This is a genomic window from Sphingomonas sp. S2M10, from assembly GCF_012650175.1.
Taxonomy (GTDB): Bacteria; Pseudomonadota; Alphaproteobacteria; order Sphingomonadales; family Sphingomonadaceae; genus Sphingomonas.
The window spans coordinates 56,401-72,920 of record NZ_JAAILI010000086.1 but is presented as its reverse complement, the minus strand read 5'-3'; the positions used below and the strand labels follow the sequence as shown (position 1 = coordinate 72,920).

Here is a 16,520-nt window from a genome sequence, read left to right as displayed (position 1 = left end):
GAACGGGGGATGGCGAATGAAGCGTGGGTTGCTGCTGGCGGCATGGGCCGCGGCGAGCGTGCTGGCGGTGCCGGCACAGGCACAGGTGAATGCGGACTGGGTCCGCGCGCACGAGATCTTCCTTGCCGGCGACGGGCTGCGCGGCCGCGGCAGCGCGACGCCGGACGAGGCGATCGCCGCCGCCTATGTCGCGGCACAGTTCCGCGGCTTCGGCCTGCAGCCGGCGCCCGGCATGGACGGCTATCTCCAGAAAGCCGAGATCGTCCGGCTCAGGCTCAAGGCGCCGATCACCCTCACCGCCAATGGTGCGACGGTGCCCGGCGCCGTGCTCCTGGCCGGCGATGGTCAGGGCAGCGAAGGCGTGGCGCGACTCACCCCGGCCAAGGCGATGTCGAAAATGGCCCCCGCCCCCGTGATGCTGGTGACGGGCGACATGCCGGCGATGCAGCTCTATCGCATGGCACGGGCGCTCAAGAGCCCGCGGCTGCTGCTGATCCGCGAGAGTGCGGACACGCAGGCGATGGTCCAGGCGCTGCACGGCGAACCCCGCCTGCCCGGCGGGCTGCGCGGGATACCGCAAGAGCCCAGCCCCTCGATCGTCGTCCTACCGGCGGCCACCTTCGACGCGCTGGCCGCGCAGAAGGACGCGAAGATCCGCCTGACCGTACCGGTCGAAGAAAAGGTCGCCACCACCACCAATGCGATCGGCTGGCTGCCGGGCACCGATCCGAAGGCCGGCGTCCTGCTGCTCAGCGCCCATCTCGACCATCTCGGCGTCCAGCCCGACGGCACGATCATGCACGGCGCCAATGACGATGCCTCGGGCACCACCGCGGTGCTCGAGCTCGCCCGCACGCTGGCCGCCAAGGGTAGACCCAAGCGCGGCATCCTGTTCGTCGCCTATGGCGCGGAGGAGATCGGCGGCTATGGCTCGGCCTATTTCGGCGCGCACCCGCCGGTGCCGCTCGACCAGATCGTCGCCAATGTCGAGATCGAGATGATCGGCGCGCAGGATCCCAAGCTGCCCGCCGGCACGATGATGATGACCGGGTTCGAACGCTCGACGCTGGGCGAGACGCTCAAGAGCCATGGCGCGCTGATCGCCGCCGATCCCTATCCCGAGCAAAACTTCTTCCAGCGTTCGGACAATTATGCGCTCGCGAAGAAGGGCGTCGTCGCCCACACCATCTCGGGCTGGGCGGTGGTGCCGACCTATCACAGCAAGGACGATACGGTGGCGAACATCGACATCGCCTTCATGACCAAGGCGATCCAGTCGCTGGTCGAGCCGCTCCACGCGCTCGCCAACAGCGACGCCAGGCCGGAATGGAAGCCCGGCGGCAAGCCCGAATGACGGCCCCAAGCTGGCGCCCGGCGCCGGCTTGCTCTAGCGAGGGTTCATGCACACGCCTCATATCGTCGCGCTGGGGGGAACGCTGCGCGCCCAGTCCAGCACCGGCCGCCTGCTCGCCGCCGCCCTCGCCCGCGCCGAGGCGCGCGGCGCGCGCACCACGCTGCTCACCGGACCGGACATCGTCTTCCCGCATTACGAACCCGAACATGGCGAGAGCGACGCCAAGGTGATCCGCTTCGTCGAGGCGCTGCGCACCGCGGACGCGGTGATCATCGGGTCGCCCGGCTATCACGGCACGCTCTCCGGGCTGGTGAAGACCGCGCTCGATTATGTCGAGCTGCTCAGCCGCGACGCGCGGCCCTATTTCGACGGGCTGCCGGTGGGCCTGATCGCCACCGCGGCCGGCTGGCAGGCCTCGGTCGCGACGCTGCAGGCGCTACGCACCATCACCCACGCGCTGCGCGGCTGGCCGACGCCGATGGGGATCGCGGTCAACACGGTGGAGACGCCGGACGTCGAGACGCACTGCCAGGCGGGGCTCGACGTGATGGTGGGCCAGATCTTCGCTTTTCTGAAGCGCTGAGGCGCGGGAAGGCGCCACCAGCCGTCATTGCGGCGCCCGCCGGAATCCATTGAAGTCACCGTCTCGGCTCGAGCTGCAACGGCGTGGCGAACGGATCCCGGCGTTCGCCGAGATGGCGGCCTTGGGGTCCGCTACTCGAACCAGTGCCGGTGCGCGAAATAGCCGGCGATCCCCAGCGACATCGTCACGCACATCCCCACCACGCCCCAGAAGGCCCAGGGCTCGTGCGCGAAGGGAATGCCGTCCACGTTCATCCCGAGCAGCCCGGTGAGGAAGGTCAGCGGCAGGAACACCATCGCGACGATCGCGATCACCAGCGAGCGCTGGTCGAGCAGCTCGCCCCGCAGGTCGGTGAGCGTTTCGTGAGTCAGCGCGGCGCGCTCGCGGATGCTCTCCACTTCCTCCGCCATGCGCGCGGCGCGATCCGCGGCGGCGGAGAGGTGGAGCCGGTCGTCCTCGCGCAGCCAGTCGCCGGGCAGCCCCGCCAGCTTCTCGATCGCCGCGCGCTGGGGGTTGAGGAACCGCCGATAGCCGATCGCCTGCACCCGCACCTTGTTGACCATCCGCCGCAGCTCGAACGCGCGGTGGCCGGAAATCTGCTCCTCGCAATCGTCGAGCGAATCGCCGAGCTCGGCCACCACCGGATCCAGCTCCTCGGTGATCGCCTGGGCGAAGGCGGCGATCAGGTCGCCCGGATCGAGGATCTTGTGCGATTCGACCTCCTCGCGCACCGCCTGCAGCGCGTTGAGGTGCTTGCGCGTCACCGAGAAGACGCAGCCGCCCATCGCATAGAGGCGGATCGAGGCCAGCGGATCGGACGCCGTGGTCACCTCGGACGAAAGCCCGCGCAAATTGATCACCGCGCCGTCGCCCACCGCGTCGCAGCGCGGGCGCGTCTCGGTCGCGGTCAGCGAATCGATGATATAGGGCGACAGCTTCGCTTCGCCGTTCAGCCAGAGCTGGGCACGCTCGTCATTGGTGGTGAGGTGAATCCAGGTGAGGCCGCCATTCTGCCCCAGCGCCGCGCGCATCGTCGGCTGCTCGACCTTCCCGTCGTGCACCACATAGGCGAAACCGCTCAAGACGCCATCTCCAGCCACAACGACAGGCCGTCGCCGGGATCGGCGGGGGGACGGGCGAGGATGCGCGCGGCATCGGCACGCGCGCGGTTGAGGATGACGTCGGGCACGTCGCCTAGATGGAAAAGCCGATCGGCCTGCGCAAGCAGCCGCGCCTGACGCAGCGTGAGGTCCTCGGGATCGGGCGAGGTAAGCCGCAGCGTGACGAGCTGGGCCTGCGGGGCGCTGCCCTCGGCCAGCCAGCGATCGACATCGCCATCGCTCGCGAGCAGATCGAGCATGCCGCCCTCGCCCAGCGCATTGGCCAGCGCCCGGCGCCGCGCGCCGGCATCGGGCCAGCGCGCCTTCATCGCCGCACGGCTGCGGCCCAGCCCCTTGGCGAGCGCGCCGAGGCTGGCCGGCAGCAACGCCTCCAGCCGCTGGCGCAGCGCCGCCGCCAAGCCCGCCGAGACGCCGCCCGTGCCGATCGCGATCAGCACCGGATCGCGGTCGACGATCGCCGGCAGGGTGAAGTCGCACAATTCGGGCCGGTCGACGCAGTTGACCAGCACGCCGCGTGCCTTGAGCCGGGCGACCACGTCCTCGGGTTCGTCCAGCGCGACGATGGCGAGCGCGGCGGCCTCGCCCTCGCCCACCACCAGCGCGCCGGCGCGGTCGAGCAGGCGGCGCTTGGCGTCCGCCGGTTCGCCCTCGCCGACCAGAATCACCGGCCGCCCCTGCAGTTTCACGAAGAGAGGCAGCGCGGCGAGCGTCACTTCAGCCAGTCCGGCACCTGCTCGGCGGCCATGATCTCCTCGGCGGAGATGCGGCCGGCGACGATGGCATAGCGGTCGCCCGAAACCAGCACCTCGGGCACCAACGGGCGGCTGTTATAGGTGCTGGCCATGGTCGCGCCGTACGCGCCGGCGGTTTCCAGCACGGCGAGGTCGCCGGCCTTCACGGCATCGATCTCGCGCGCCTTGACGAACACGTCGGTGCTTTCGCACACCGGTCCGGCGACATTGGCGACGAAGCGCTCTCCGCTGGGCTTCACCGCCGCGAAGCCGTGATAGGCGTCGTAGAGAGCGACCCGGGCAAGGTCGTTCATCGCCGCATCCACCACCACCCAGGGATGCACCTGCCCCGGCTTCACCCACAGCACCTCGGTGACCAGCACGCCCGCGCTGCCGGCGATGGTGCGGCCGGGCTCGAACATCAGTTCGACGTCCCAGTCCCTGGTCACCCGCGCGACCATCTCGGCATAGGCTTCCGGGGTCGGCGGCACCTCGCCGGGGCGATAGGCCACGCCGAGCCCGCCGCCGAGATCGACATGGGTGATGGTGTGGCCATTGGCGCGCAGCTCGGCGAGCAGCCGGCCGACGCGCTCGAAGGCGGCTTCCAGCGGCGCGAGGCCGAGCAGCTGGCTGCCGATATGCACCGCGATGCCGTGCAGATCGAGGCCGGGCAGCTTGCCCAGCCGGTCGAAGATGGCGGGCGCCTCGCCGATCGGCAGGCCGAACTTGTTCTCCGCCTTGCCGGTCGAGATCTTCTCGTGCGTACCGGCATCGACGTCCGGGTTCACCCGCAGCGCCGCGCGCGCGGTGAGGCCACGCTCGGCGGCGAGTGCCGCCAGCACTTCGCCTTCCTCGACCAGTTCGAGGTTGAACTGGCCGATCCCGGCCTCCAGCCCCTTCACCAGTTCGCGGCGGGTCTTGCCGACGCCCGAGAACACGATGTCCTTGGGCGCCACGCCCGCCGCCAGCGCGCGCGCCATCTCGCCGCCCGAGACGACGTCGGCGCCGAAGCCCTCATTCGCCAGCAGCTTGAGCACCGCGAGGTTGGGATTGGCCTTGATCGCGAAGGCGAGGTGGATTCGCCCCAGCGGCTTCAGCGCGTCGCGAAAGGCGCGGGCATTGGCTTGGAAGCGTTCGGTGGAATAGACATAGACGGGCGTGCCCACCTCGGCGGCGATGCGCGCGAGGGGCAGCGATTCGACGTGCAGTTCGCCGTCGATCATCGAGAAATCGGTCATGGGCCTCTGGGTGCGGCGCGATTGGCCGCCAAAATCAGTTGGGTGGCAGGTCGAACTCGTCGCTCCGCCGCGCTTCGGACGCCTGGATCAGGTCGTCGCTGCGCGCGGGGCGGTTCTGCGCCGTGGGTTTCAGAAGGTCGGGAGGCGTGGGCGTCGCCGACGCGCCATAGGGCGCCACCGGCAGCGAGCCCCCCGGCGGCGGGGCCAGGGCCTCGCGCACGCCGCAACCGCTCAGTGCCAGCCCAAGGGCCGGTATGGTGAGCAGCAGTCGCTTCCTCATGCTTCCTCCTCACGGCCCTTGCGCGCCGCTGCTATCGCCGCGCGAACCCGCGACGGTGCCGTGCCGCCGAAGCTGGTCCGGCTGTTCACCGATGCGTCGACGCTGAGAACGCCGTACACGCGTTCGTCGATCCGTGCATCGATTTCCTGGAGCGCTGCGATCGGCAGCTGGTCCAGACGGATGCCCTCCGCCTCGGCCTTGGCGACCGCGCGACCGGTGATGTGGTGCGCCTCGCGGAACGGGATGCCGCCCTCGCGCACCAGCCAGTCGGCCAGATCGGTCGCGGTCGAGAAGCCGGCTTCCGCCGCCGCGCGCATCCGCTCGAGCCGGAAGGTCGCGCTCTCGACCATGCCGGTCATCGCCGCAATGCTCAGGCCGAGCAGGTCATGCGCCTCGAACACCGGCGGCTTGTCGTCCTGCATGTCCTTCGAATAGGCGAGCGGCAGCCCCTTCATCGTCATCATCAGGCTGAACAGCGCGCCGCTGATCCGCCCGGAATGGCCACGAACCAGCTCGGCCGCGTCGGGGTTGCGCTTCTGCGGCATGATCGAGCTGCCGGTCGACCATTGGTCGGACAGCGCGACGAAGCCGAAGGGCTGGCTGGCCCAGATGACGAATTCCTCGGCCAGCCGGCTCAGATGCAGGCTGCACTGCGCGGCGGCGGTGAGGTAATCGAGCGCGAAATCGCGGTCGGATACCGAATCGAGCGAGTTGCGGGTCGGGCCGTCGAAGCCGAGTTCCTTTGCCGTGCGCTCGCGATCGAGGTTGAAGCCGGTGCCGGCCAGCGCCGCCGAGCCCAGCGGGCACAGGTTCATGCGCGCGCGCGCATCCTTGAGCCGCGAGCGATCGCGCGCGAACATCTCGAAATAGGCCATCAGATGGTGGCCCAAGGTCACCGGCTGCGCGACCTGAAGGTGGGTGAAGCCCGGCATCACGCTGTCGGCATGCTGTTCGGCGCGGGCGAGCAGCGCGTCCTGGAGCGCGCCCAGCGCCGCATCGGCCTGGTCGATCGCGTCGCGCACCCAGAGGCGGAAGTCGGTCGCGACCTGGTCATTGCGCGAGCGCGCGGTGTGGAGGCGACCCGCGACGGGGCCGATGGTCGCAGCCAGCCGGCTTTCGGCGAGCATGTGGATGTCTTCGAGCGCCAGATCCTCGGGCACGCCGTTCGCGGCGAAGTCCTCGGCGACCTGGTCGAGGCCCGCGCCGATCGTCGCGGCATCCTCCGCACCCACGATCCCCTGCTGGCCCAGCATCGCGACATGCGCCTTGGAGCCGCGCAGATCCTGCTGCCACATCCGCTTGTCGAAGGGGATGGAGGCGTTTATCTCGCGCATCACCGCGGACGGGCCTTCGGCGAAGCGCCCTCCCCACATGGAATTGGAGCTGTCCTTGCGCTCGGTGATCGGTCTTCTCCTTTTGGGCGCCCTCGCAGTTGCGGGGTGCGATAAGCAATCCCAGCCTTCTCAGCAAGCGAACGTAACGGCACCCGCCACTGCGGGCGTCCCCGCCCCGGGCGGCGCCGTCGACCGCAGCCACAAGGGCGAGGCGGCGCCGACGATTCCGTTCACCGACGCCGCGGGCAAGAAGACCACGCTGGCCGCCTTCCAGGGCAAGCCGGTGCTGCTCAACCTGTGGGCGACCTGGTGCGTGCCGTGCATCAAGGAAATGCCGACGCTCGATACGCTGGCCGGCAAGGCAGGCGACACGCTGGTGGTGTTGCCGCTGAGCCAGGACCTCAAGGGGATGGAAGTGGTCGGCCCGTTCTTCCAGAAGAACGGGTACCAGCATCTGAAGCCCTGGCTGGATACCGACACCGCATTCAGCGTGCAGCTCGGCGTCAACCTGCCGACGACGATCCTCTATGATTCGGCCGGCAAGGAAGTGTGGCGCGTCTCGGGTGAGTTCGACTGGGCGGGTGACCAGGCTGCCAAGCTGATCGCAGAGGCGCAGTAACCGGGCAGGGCACCCTCGCCCTTCCGCTGCTTCGCGGCTCCCTCCCTCTCCCAAGGGGGAGGGATTCAAGCGCCCTCTCCCCTTGGGAGAGGGAGGGGACCCGCCGCCGCAGGCGGGGGGGAGGGTGAGGGTTGTGGTTTATGCCATTCCCACCAACACCGCGCGCAGCCAAGCCTCGGTTTCCGCCGCATGCGTCAGCGGCAGCATGTGCCCGCCGTCGATCAGCGTGACCTTGCCCCCGGCAATCTCGGCGGCTGTCCGCTCACCGTGCAGCGCCGGATCGAGCAGCGCATCCTGGCGGCCATAGAGGATCGACACCGGCACCCGAATCTCCCCGTACCGCGCGATCAGCGGCGGCATCGCCCGCTGCGCCATGCGGATCTCGAAGCTGCCCATCTGATAGGCGGATGCGCGCGCCGACAGCGCCCCGCCGCCCGCCGTGGCGAAGTCCGCCGGCACCGGATCGGGCGCGAACACCGCCTCGGCGCCCTGCTTGCCGAATGCCACGGCCATCGGCACCGCAACCGTCCAGGCGAGCGCATCGCGAAGGCCCGGCGGCGCTATCAACCCGCGGAACACCGCCGGCGGCTGGTCGACGATCTGCGTCAGCGGCGCGATCAGCGCCAGCGCGCCGGGCACCTCCGGCCGCTCGGTGGCGAGCGCGAGGGCAACCGCGCCGCCCATCGAATGGCCGACCACCAGCGGCTTCTCCAGCCCCAGCGTCTCGATCGCTTGCGCGATCATCCGCCCCTGCCGGGCGAGATCGGGCCGCGAGCCGGTGAGCCGCGAATGACCCCAGCCCGGCCGATCGATCAGGATCACCCGGTGGTCCTTCGCCAGTCGGCCAGCGAGCGAATGGCTGAAATTGCGCAGCTGCGCCATGATGCCGTGGATCATCACGATCGCCGGCCCGGCGGCGTCCTTCGGCCCCAGCTCGACGATATGCAGTCGCGCGCCGTCGACCTCGAGAAAGCGGCCATCCGCCGGCACCATTTGCTCGGCCTTGCGCCCCGCCCAGGCCGACCATCCGGCCAACCCGAGCACGCCCATGCCTGCCACTCCGAACGCTATCCGCATCTGCCCTCCTCAGGTCGTCAGCGCATATACTCGGTCTTGCGCAGAAAGGCTGCCAGAGACTGGGGGAACGTGCGATAACAGCGTTGGTCGGCACCGGCGTTCCCGCGAGGCGGGGCTGCGACACAACCCCGCCAAATGTCGATACCCTCGCGGTTATAGTGGCGCAGCATGGCATTCCACGCGGGGGATACCAGCCCCAGCCGCGCCGCCGTCGCGACATAGGCGGCGCAGCTGCCGTTGCGATAGCGCTGGTGCCGGTCGAAGCAGCGGTCGCGTAACCCCGGCAATGCGCGCCGGAACACGTCGGCATAGGCACGCTCGCGCGATACATCGACGGCCACGCCGTTTCGGAAGCTGAGCACCCTGGGCGGCCGCGGCGTGCAGGCGTTGCACCCGAAAGCGCCATCGAACGATCCGTCCCCCAGCACGAAATCGACGGCGCCGTCGCCCGAAAGATCGGACAGCCGGGCCGGCAGTTCTCCCTGAAGATGCCCGGGCAGGAGTTGCTCGCGATAGCCGCTGCCATCGGAAAGCAGGATCTGCTCGCGCACGTCTCCGCCGGAACCGCCCGACTGGTTTTCGAGAACGATGCCCGGGCGGCTGTCGCCAGGTTGAAGGCGAGCTACGGCGATCCGGTAGAAGGACGACTGCGAATCCCCGAGCGCGCGGTAGTCGGGCAGGCCCGGCGCCGTGATCGTCACCAGCGGCTGGTTGTTGACATGGTCGAAGCTGCAGCCCTCGGTTTGCGGCGGGGTGCGGCAGGGCGCCGGCTCGATCCGGATGCGGACACCTGCCGAGGTCCATGTCGCCACCCCGTCGCTGGGTTTCCAGAACCGGAACGTGCCTTCCGCGATGGCCTCGACCGGGGGCCCGCTAGCAGCCGGTGGGGCGAGCAGAAGCGAAGCGGCAACCATGGAAAGCAAGAGCAAGACTCGCATCTGATGCCCCGATCGAGAGGAACCCTGACGCTACCGCCACTTGCCGCATCAATCCATCGATATTTCAGAACGCTTCGCCGTACACCTACTCCGCGACCGGCGCTTCGCCTTCCTCGCGTTCCTGCGCCTGCCGCGCCCACATCTCGGCATAGATCCCGCCTTCGCGCAGCAGCTCGGCATGGGTGCCCTGCTCGACCACCCGACCCGCCTCCAGCACGATGATGCGATCGGCATGGACCACGGTCGACAGCCGGTGCGCAATGACGATGGTAGTGCGGCCCTGCTCGATCGATTCGAGCGTCGCTTGGATATCCGCCTCGGTACGGCTGTCTAGCGCGCTGGTCGCCTCGTCGAGGATCAGGATCGGCGGATTCTTCACCAGCGTGCGGGCGATCGCCACGCGCTGCTTCTCGCCGCCGGAGAGCTTGAGGCCGCGCTCGCCCACGCGGGTATCGAGCCCGTCGGGCAGCGCCTGGATGAAGTTGGCAATCGAGGCGCCGCGCACCGCCTCGGCGATCTGCTCGGGCGTCGCGCCCTCGCGGCCATAGGCGATGTTGTAGCCGATCGTTTCGTTGAACAGCACCGTGTCCTGCGGCACGATGCCGATCGCGGCGCGCAGGCTCGCCTGGGTCACCTCGCGGATGTCCTGTCCGTCAATGGTGATGTGGCCGCCGGTGACGTCGTAGAAGCGGTACATCAGCCGCGCGAGCGTCGACTTGCCCGCGCCCGAGGGGCCGACCACCGCGATCGTCGCGCCGGCCGGGATGTCGAGGTCGATGCCCTTGAGGATCTGGCGATCGGCGTCATAGCCGAACTGCACGCCCTCGAACCGGACATGGCCCTGCTGAATGGCCAAGGGCTGGGCATCGGGTGCGTCCTTCACCTCCGCGCCGGTATCAAGCAGGTCGAACATCGCGCCCATGTCGATCACGCCCTGGCGGATCGTGCGATACACCCAGCCGAGCATGTCGAGCGGGCGGAACAGCTGGCTGAGCAGCGTCGACACCAGCACCACGTCGCCCGGCGTGAAGCGACCGCTCGCCCAGCCGAACACCACCAGCGCCATGCCGGCGGCGAGCATCAGGTTGGTGATCAGCGCCTGGCCGATATTGAGCCAGGCGAGCGAATTCTCGCTGGTGACGGCGGCGTTCATGTACGCCGTCATCGCCTTGTCGTAGCGGGCGCTCTCGCGGGCTTCGGCATTGAAATATTTGACCGTCTCGAAGTTGAGCAGCGAATCGACCGCATGCGCAACCGCGCCCGTATCCAAGTCGTTCATCTGCTCGCGCAGCTTGGAACGCCAGTCGGTCACCCAGCGGGTAAAGGCGATATAGACCACCACCATCGCCAGCGTGCCCGCCACCAGCCACCAGCCAAAGCGCGTGCCGAAGATGCCGAGCACCATGCCGAGCTCGAGGATCGTCGGCGCGATGTTGAACAGCAGGAAATAGAGCATCGTGTCGATGCTCTTGGTGCCGCGCTCGACCACCTTGGTCACCGCGCCGGTGCGGCGGTTGAGGTGGAAGCGCAGCGAAAGCTGGTGGAGGTGGCGGAACACGTCCGAGGCGAGCCGGCGGGTGGCGTCCTGCCCCACCCGCTCGAACACCGCGTTGCGCATATTGTCGAACAGCACCGTGCCCAGCCGCGCGGCGGCATAGCCGGTGACGAGCGCGACGATCAGCCACACCGCGTCGCGCGGACCCGAGGCCATCCGGTCGATCGCGCCCTGCAGCGCGAAGGGCGCGCCATAGACCTGCACCAGCTTCGAGCAGAGCACGAGCAGCAGCGCGAGCACGATCCGCACCCTGAGGCCCGGCGCATGGCGCGGCCACAGGTACGGCAGGAAGCGCTTCATCGTGCCGAGCATGGGCCGGTCGAGCGTGGAGGACGAGGTTTCGGGAGGCATCCGCCCTAATCTGGGACGCAGCCAGGCGGGACGCAACCATGGGAACGGCCCGGAGGTCTGTCCGTTGATTGCGGCAGGAGGTCATCCGTCATGGACCAACTGCTCTACGTACTAGCGATCATGGGCTGCAGCGACGATGCGCAGGCCTGCCGCCAGGTTCGCCTGGAACCCGCCCGCTATACGTCGCAGGTCGCCTGCCAGGAAGCCATGGAAGGCGCGCTTCGTCGCGCCACCGATGTCGACTATCCCGTTGTGGAGGCGGCGTGCCAGCGTCAGGGCGAGCGGATGGTCGAGCGCGCGCCGCAGCGGCGGGTGACGGGGGGCTAAGCCCGGCTCTCCCCACCGTCATCCCCGCGAAGGCGGGGATCCATTGGCGCTGAAGCCGCGGGTCTTTCCCCAAGCGTCCTGGCAAATGGATTCCCGCCTTCGCGGGAATGACAGCGGAAGGGGCGCAGCAACCCTATTCGTGCGAACGCCCGAAATCCGGCCGTGCATCGTCCTGCCCCTGGTCGATGATCGAGCGGCGGATCGCGCGGGTGCGGCTGAAAAGCTCGAACAGCTCGTCGCCCTTGCCCCAGCGGATCGCGCGCTGGAGCGCGGTCAAGTCCTCGGTGAAGCGCTGGAGCATGTCGAGCACCGCCTCGCGGTTGCTGAGGAACACGTCGCGCCACATCGTAGGATCGGACGCGGCGATGCGGGTGAAGTCTCGGAAGCCGCCCGCCGAATATTTGATCACCTCGGACTGGGTGACTTCCTCCAGGTCCGAGGCGGTGCCGACGATCGTATACGCAATCAAATGCGGCAGATGGCTGGTTACCGCCAGCACCCGATCGTGATGCCCCGGCTCCATCGTCTCGACCATCGCGCCGAGCCGCCGCCAAAATTCGCTGACCCGCTCCACCGCCAGCGGATCGCTGCCCTCGGGCGGAGTGACGATGCACCAGCGATGGTGGAACAGCGAGGCGAAGCCAGCGGTCGGTCCGCTATTCTCGGTGCCCGCCACCGGGTGGGCGGGGATGAACGTCGCGTCCGGCAACGCCTCCCGTACCGCCTCGATCACGCTCAGCTTGGACGAGCCGACATCGCTGACGATCGCCTCGGCGGGCAGGTCGGCCGCGAGCTCGGCCGCGACTGCCCCCATCGCGCCCACCGGTACGCAGAGGATGACGAGGTCGGCGTCGATCACCGAGGTGCCGGCGCTGTCGGCCACGTCATCGCACAACGCGATCGCCACCGCCGTCTCGCGCACGGCGGGATCGGCATCATAGCCGGTCACCCGCACGCTCGGCATGTGCTGGCGGATGCCGCGGGCGATCGACGAGCCGATCAGCCCGAGGCCAAGGATGGTGACGCGCGCGAAGGGCAGCATCAGGCGCCGAGCAGCCGGCGCAGCGATGCCGCCACGCCCTGGATCTCTTCCTCGGTGCCGATGGTGATGCGCAGGCCGTGGGGCAGACCCTGGCCGGGCAGCCAGCGGACGATATAGCCGTCCTCCATCAGGTGCTTGTACGCCGCCTCGGCATTCACCGCACCCTCGAACAGGACGAGCTGGAAATTGGCCTTGGAGGGCACCGCACGAACGCCCTTGTTGCCCATGCCGGCAATCTCGTCGGCGAACCACTGGAGCCACTTGGCGTTGTGCGCGCGGCTGTGCTCCACGAATGCCTTGTCGCCCAGCGCCGCGATCGCGGCGCGCCCGGCGCCGATGCTGAACGCGAAGGGCGCGCGGATGCGGTGCATCGCGGCGATGATGTCGGGATGCGCATAGCCCCAGCCGACCCGCTCCGAGGCGAGGCCGAAGATCTTCGAGAAGGTGCGCGTCACCAGCACGTTGGGCTCGGTGCGGGCGAGCTCGAGACCACCGTCATCATCCTGGGGATCGAGATATTCGGTATAGGCTTGGTCGAGCACCAGCAGCACGCTCTGGGGCAGCGCGGCGTGCAGGCGGGCGATCTCTTCGCGCGCCGTATAGGTGCCGGTCGGGTTGTTCGGATTGGCGAGGAAGACGACCTTGGTCTTCTCGGTCACGCACGCCAGGATCGCGTCGACATCGGTCGCATAGTCGCGATCGGGCGCCACCACCGGCGTCGCGCCGACCCGGCGGGCGGCGATGTCGTACACCGCGAAGCCATAGCGGACATAGATGATCTCGTCGCCCACCCCGGCAAAGGCGCCGGCGGCGAGGTGCAGCACTTCGTCCGAGCCGGTGCCGTAGACGATCCGCTCGGGCTCGACCCCGTAATGCGCGCCCAGCGCCTCGCGCAGCGCGACCGCGCCGGCATCGGGATAGCGCTCCAGCTCGGTCGCGGCGGCGGCATAGGCGTCGCGTGCGGCCTGGGGCGTGCCGAACGGATTCTCGTTCGACGAGAGCTTGGCGGCGGGCTTGCCCGAATCGGTGGTGGCGCGGCCCGGGACGTAAGGGGCGATGGCCATCACCCAGGGCTTGGGGACGGGTGCGTTCATGGGCCGGGGGATTGGCGGAACGGCGGCCGATTGGCAAGCCGTGCGGCGGGGAAGCTTGAATGGACGCGCGCGCGCGCCTACGCGCCTACCATGTCCGATGATCCGCGTTTCGGCCTTCGCCGCTCGGTAACGCTGCCGGGGCCGCTGCGCCTCGACGGCGGCGTGCTGTTCTCGCCGGTCGACATTGCCTACGAGACCTATGGCACGCTCAACCCGCAAGCGAGCAACGCCATCCTCGTCTGCCACGCGCTGACCGGCGACCAGCACCTCGCCTCCGAGCACCCCGTCACCGGCAAGCCCGGCTGGTGGGCGCGGATGGTGGGGCCCGGCAAACCGATCGATACGAACCGCTGGTTCGTGGTCTGCTCGAACGTGCTGGGCAGCTGCCTCGGCTCCTCGGGACCCGCGACGATCAATTCGGCGACCGGCCAGCCCTGGGGCATGCAGTTCCCGGTCATCACCATTCGCGACATGGTGCGCGCGCAGGCGATGCTGCTCGACCATCTCGGCGTGGACCGGCTGTTCGCGGTGGTCGGCGGATCAATGGGCGGCATGCAGGCGCTGAGCTGGGCGGCGACCTTCCCCGAGCGCGTCCGCGCCGCGGTGGTGATCGCGTCGGCCGCGCGGCACTCGGCGCAGAACATCGCGTTCCACGAGGTCGGCCGCCAGGCGATCATGGCCGACCCCAAATGGCGCGGCGGCGCCTATTACGAGGCGCAGGATCCCCCCGCCGCCGGGCTCGCCGTGGCGCGGATGGCAGCGCACATCACCTATCTGTCCGAGGCGGGCCTCACCGCCAAGTTCGGCCGCAAGCTCCAGGGCCGCGAGGCCAAGACCTTCGGCTTCGATGCCGATTTCCAGGTCGAGAGCTATCTGCGCCACCAGGGGCTGGCCTTTGTCGACCGGTTCGACGCCAACTCCTACCTCTACATCACCCGGGCGCTCGACTATTTCGACCTGGCCGAGGAGCATGGCGGGCTGCTCGCCAAAGCCTTCCGGGCGTCCCAGGCAAGGTTCTGCGTGGTTAGCTTCGATACCGACTGGCTGTATCCAACGGCCGAATCGCGGACGATCGCCCATGCGCTCAACGCGGCGGGCGCGCCGGCCAGCTTCGTCGAGCTGAGCTCGCCCTTCGGCCACGACGCCTTCCTGCTGGAGAGCCCCGAGCTGGACCGCGTGATCGGCGGATTTCTTGCCGCGGGGGACGTATGACGCCGAACGACTACTCCAGCGCTACACCGTCCTGGCTTTCTATCCTGCGTCCCGATCTTGCGATCATCGCCTCACATATCGATCACGGCGCGCGCGTGCTGGACGTCGGTTGCGGCGACGGTGCATTGATGGCGGCACTCCGTGATCATCGCGGTTGCGATGCACGGGGACTTGAACTCGACTCGACCAATGTCGCCGCCGCCGTGGGGCGCGGCCTCTCGGTGATTCAGGGCGACGCCGATAGCGACCTCGCCGATTATCCCGACGACAGCTTCGACTATGCCATCCTCAGCCAGACGCTGCAGACCACAAGGCGACCCGACTGGGTGCTGGAACAACTGCTGCGGATCGGCCGCCACGCCTTCGTCTCCTTCCCCAATTTCGCGCATTGGCGGGTGCGGGCCTCGCTGCTGTTCGGCGGGCGGATGCCGGTGACGCGGCTGCTGCCGATCGCCTGGTACGCGACGCCCAACATCCACCATGTCACCGTCGACGATTTCCGTGCGCTGGTGAAAGAGCGCGGCATCGCCATCAAGGGCGCGTGGTTCCTCTCGGGCGACCAGCAGACCGGATCGGCTATGGCCAATCTCCTGGCGGAACACGCCGTCTTCCTGCTGAGGCACGATCGATGACCGACGTCACCCTGCTCGCCACCCATGCGGCCTATCGCGACGATATCGGCGATCTCGTCACCCGTCGGCCGGTGCCAGGCCCGGGGCTGGAGCAGATCGGCGCCTTCCTGTTCCTCAACCATCACGGCCCGCAGACCTACGCGCCGAACAATCGCGGCCTGCCCTTCGGCCCGCACCCGCATCGCGGGTTCGAGACGGTGACCTTCATCCTGGAGGGCTCGCTCGCCCACACCGATTCGGCCGGGCATGAGAGCATCATCCGCGCCGGCGGCGTACAGTGGATGACCGCCGGGCGCGGCATCGTCCATGCCGAAGTCTCGCCCGCCGAGTTCAAACGCGACGGCGGCCCGATGGAGATCCTCCAGCTCTGGGTGAACCTGCCCAGCCGGCTCAAGATGACCGCGCCGCGCTATGTCGGGCTGCAGGCGGATGCCTTTCCGGGCGTGGCGGGCGGCGACGGCGCGACGGTGCACCTCGTCTCGGGCGAATTCGGCGGGCGCATCGGCCCGATCGAATCGCTGACCGGCGTGTTCCTGTGCTGGGCGCAGCTCTCCGCGGGCGCAACGCTGACCTTCGACGGCATCGCGGGCCGGGACCTGTTCCTCTACGCGGTGCGCGGAAGCGTGAAGCTGGGCGAGCGTGCGCTGCCCAACTGGCATCTGGCGAGCCTCTCGGCGGGCGACACGCTGACGCTCACCGCCGACGAACCCGCGCTCATTCTGTTCGGCCATGCCGCGAAGATCCCCGAGCCGGTGGTCGCGCACGGCCCGTTCGTGATGACTACGGTGGAGGAAATCCACCAGGCCTATGCCGATTATCAGCGCGGCCTGTTCGGCGTGGCGGAGATCGTGGCGGGCTAACCAGCCCACCCTCCTTATTGTCATTCCCGCGACGGCGGGAATCCATTGCCCTCGGCGCTGGGGCAAGGAACCGCACCTTCAGCGCCAATGGATCCCCGCCTTCGCGGGGATGACGGGGAAGGCTGCGGAAGCCTTCCCCCAACTTACATGTCAGCCCTCCCTCTCCCCGATA

At 68.8% G+C, this 16,520-nt stretch carries 17 protein-coding genes; 7 read left to right on the top strand and 10 right to left on the bottom strand.

Features of this window, described 5'->3' with window-relative positions; translation table 11 throughout:
- Positions 1–16: 16 nt before the first annotated feature.
- Positions 17–1,354, top strand: coding sequence for a M20/M25/M40 family metallo-hydrolase (locus S2M10_RS21360; RefSeq protein WP_168847877.1), 1,338 nt, complete (start codon positions 17–19; stop codon positions 1,352–1,354).
- A gap of 46 nt (positions 1,355–1,400) precedes the next feature.
- Complete coding sequence (locus tag S2M10_RS21355) at positions 1,401–1,937, top strand: NADPH-dependent FMN reductase (protein WP_168847876.1); 537 nt, start codon at positions 1,401–1,403, stop codon at positions 1,935–1,937.
- A gap of 131 nt (positions 1,938–2,068) precedes the next feature.
- Here S2M10_RS21355 and S2M10_RS21350 read toward each other — a convergent pair whose 3' ends face one another.
- The 5 genes from S2M10_RS21350 to argH are packed head-to-tail and all read right to left on the bottom strand — an operon-like array spanning position 2,069 to position 6,680.
- The gene (locus tag S2M10_RS21350) at positions 2,069–3,019 is read right to left on the bottom strand and encodes a zinc transporter ZntB (protein ID WP_168847875.1); all 951 of its coding nucleotides are present in this window, start codon (positions 3,017–3,019) and stop codon (positions 2,069–2,071) included.
- Positions 3,016–3,771, bottom strand: coding sequence for a siroheme synthase (locus S2M10_RS21345; RefSeq protein WP_168847874.1), 756 nt, complete (start codon positions 3,769–3,771; stop codon positions 3,016–3,018). Before S2M10_RS21345 ends, S2M10_RS21350 begins: the two co-directional genes overlap by 4 nt.
- A complete protein-coding gene (gene lysA, locus S2M10_RS21340) occupies positions 3,768–5,027 on the bottom strand; it encodes a diaminopimelate decarboxylase (RefSeq protein ID WP_168847873.1) in 1,260 nt (419 codons plus the stop codon). Before lysA ends, S2M10_RS21345 begins: the two co-directional genes overlap by 4 nt.
- A gap of 34 nt (positions 5,028–5,061) precedes the next feature.
- Positions 5,062–5,307 carry a hypothetical protein gene (locus S2M10_RS21335; protein WP_168847872.1) on the bottom strand — a complete coding sequence of 82 codons (246 nt, stop codon included), beginning with the start codon at positions 5,305–5,307 and terminating at the stop codon, positions 5,062–5,064.
- Entirely contained in the window at positions 5,304–6,680 is a 1,377-nt protein-coding gene (gene argH, locus S2M10_RS21330; protein ID WP_168847871.1) for an argininosuccinate lyase, read from the bottom strand. The genes S2M10_RS21335 and argH overlap by 4 nt, the downstream gene beginning before the upstream one ends.
- Positions 6,681–6,705: 25 nt before the next feature.
- On the opposite strand from argH, the gene S2M10_RS21325 reads away from it, so the two are divergent.
- Positions 6,706–7,260 carry a TlpA disulfide reductase family protein gene (locus S2M10_RS21325; RefSeq protein ID WP_348770653.1) on the top strand — a complete coding sequence of 185 codons (555 nt, stop codon included), beginning with the start codon at positions 6,706–6,708 and terminating at the stop codon, positions 7,258–7,260.
- Positions 7,261–7,398: 138 nt separating this feature from the next.
- Here S2M10_RS21325 and S2M10_RS21320 read toward each other — a convergent pair whose 3' ends face one another.
- From S2M10_RS21320 to S2M10_RS21310, 3 genes are all read right to left on the bottom strand, one after another.
- Entirely contained in the window at positions 7,399–8,337 is a 939-nt protein-coding gene (locus S2M10_RS21320) for an alpha/beta hydrolase (RefSeq protein WP_168847869.1), read from the bottom strand.
- A gap of 17 nt (positions 8,338–8,354) precedes the next feature.
- Positions 8,355–9,251, bottom strand: coding sequence for a hypothetical protein (locus S2M10_RS21315; protein ID WP_168847868.1), 897 nt, complete (start codon positions 9,249–9,251; stop codon positions 8,355–8,357).
- Between the two features lie 109 nt (positions 9,252–9,360).
- Positions 9,361–11,181 (bottom strand): ABC transporter ATP-binding protein/permease, encoded by a 1,821-nt coding sequence (locus S2M10_RS21310; RefSeq protein ID WP_211091210.1) that lies wholly within the window; start codon positions 11,179–11,181, stop codon positions 9,361–9,363.
- Between the two features lie 90 nt (positions 11,182–11,271).
- On the opposite strand from S2M10_RS21310, the gene S2M10_RS21305 reads away from it, so the two are divergent.
- Positions 11,272–11,508 carry a hypothetical protein gene (locus S2M10_RS21305; RefSeq protein WP_168847867.1) on the top strand — a complete coding sequence of 79 codons (237 nt, stop codon included), beginning with the start codon at positions 11,272–11,274 and terminating at the stop codon, positions 11,506–11,508.
- Positions 11,509–11,641: 133 nt separating this feature from the next.
- Here the strand turns inward: S2M10_RS21305 and S2M10_RS21300 are convergent, their stop codons facing one another.
- On the bottom strand, positions 11,642–12,550 hold the full coding sequence (locus tag S2M10_RS21300; protein ID WP_168847866.1) for a prephenate/arogenate dehydrogenase family protein: 909 nt from the start codon (positions 12,548–12,550) through the stop codon (positions 11,642–11,644).
- A complete protein-coding gene (hisC, locus tag S2M10_RS21295) occupies positions 12,550–13,644 on the bottom strand; it encodes a histidinol-phosphate transaminase (protein WP_168847865.1) in 1,095 nt (364 codons plus the stop codon). Before hisC ends, S2M10_RS21300 begins: the two co-directional genes overlap by 1 nt.
- 90 nt (positions 13,645–13,734) lie before the next feature.
- Here hisC and S2M10_RS21290 point away from each other — a divergent pair, with 90 nt between their 5' ends.
- From S2M10_RS21290 to S2M10_RS21280, 3 genes are read left to right on the top strand one after another with little or no spacing between them, the layout of a single operon-like run.
- Positions 13,735–14,856: a homoserine O-acetyltransferase gene (locus S2M10_RS21290; protein WP_168847864.1), complete on the top strand. Its 1,122-nt coding sequence runs from the start codon at positions 13,735–13,737 to the stop codon at positions 14,854–14,856.
- The gene (metW, locus tag S2M10_RS21285; RefSeq protein ID WP_168847863.1) at positions 14,853–15,488 is read left to right on the top strand and encodes a methionine biosynthesis protein MetW; all 636 of its coding nucleotides are present in this window, start codon (positions 14,853–14,855) and stop codon (positions 15,486–15,488) included. The genes S2M10_RS21290 and metW overlap by 4 nt, the downstream gene beginning before the upstream one ends.
- Positions 15,485–16,348, top strand: coding sequence for a pirin family protein (locus S2M10_RS21280; RefSeq protein WP_168847862.1), 864 nt, complete (start codon positions 15,485–15,487; stop codon positions 16,346–16,348). The genes metW and S2M10_RS21280 overlap by 4 nt, the downstream gene beginning before the upstream one ends.
- Positions 16,349–16,520 lie beyond the last annotated feature (172 nt).

Coding starts and splice junctions, on each gene's coding strand:
- S2M10_RS21280 (WP_168847862.1), top strand. CDS start 15,485: ATGACCGACGTCACCCTGCTCGCCACCCATGCGGCCTATCGCGACGAT.
- S2M10_RS21360 (WP_168847877.1), top strand. CDS start 17: ATGAAGCGTGGGTTGCTGCTGGCGGCATGGGCCGCGGCGAGCGTGCTG.
- S2M10_RS21290 (WP_168847864.1), top strand. CDS start 13,735: ATGTCCGATGATCCGCGTTTCGGCCTTCGCCGCTCGGTAACGCTGCCG.
- S2M10_RS21320 (WP_168847869.1), bottom strand. CDS start 8,337: ATGCGGATAGCGTTCGGAGTGGCAGGCATGGGCGTGCTCGGGTTGGCC.
- S2M10_RS21315 (WP_168847868.1), bottom strand. CDS start 9,251: ATGGTTGCCGCTTCGCTTCTGCTCGCCCCACCGGCTGCTAGCGGGCCC.
- lysA (WP_168847873.1), bottom strand. CDS start 5,027: ATGACCGATTTCTCGATGATCGACGGCGAACTGCACGTCGAATCGCTG.
- S2M10_RS21310 (WP_211091210.1), bottom strand. CDS start 11,181: ATGCCTCCCGAAACCTCGTCCTCCACGCTCGACCGGCCCATGCTCGGC.
- S2M10_RS21300 (WP_168847866.1), bottom strand. CDS start 12,550: ATGCTGCCCTTCGCGCGCGTCACCATCCTTGGCCTCGGGCTGATCGGC.
- hisC (WP_168847865.1), bottom strand. CDS start 13,644: ATGAACGCACCCGTCCCCAAGCCCTGGGTGATGGCCATCGCCCCTTAC.
- S2M10_RS21335 (WP_168847872.1), bottom strand. CDS start 5,307: ATGAGGAAGCGACTGCTGCTCACCATACCGGCCCTTGGGCTGGCACTG.
- metW (WP_168847863.1), top strand. CDS start 14,853: ATGACGCCGAACGACTACTCCAGCGCTACACCGTCCTGGCTTTCTATC.
- argH (WP_168847871.1), bottom strand. CDS start 6,680: ATGTGGGGAGGGCGCTTCGCCGAAGGCCCGTCCGCGGTGATGCGCGAG.
- S2M10_RS21305 (WP_168847867.1), top strand. CDS start 11,272: ATGGACCAACTGCTCTACGTACTAGCGATCATGGGCTGCAGCGACGAT.
- S2M10_RS21355 (WP_168847876.1), top strand. CDS start 1,401: ATGCACACGCCTCATATCGTCGCGCTGGGGGGAACGCTGCGCGCCCAG.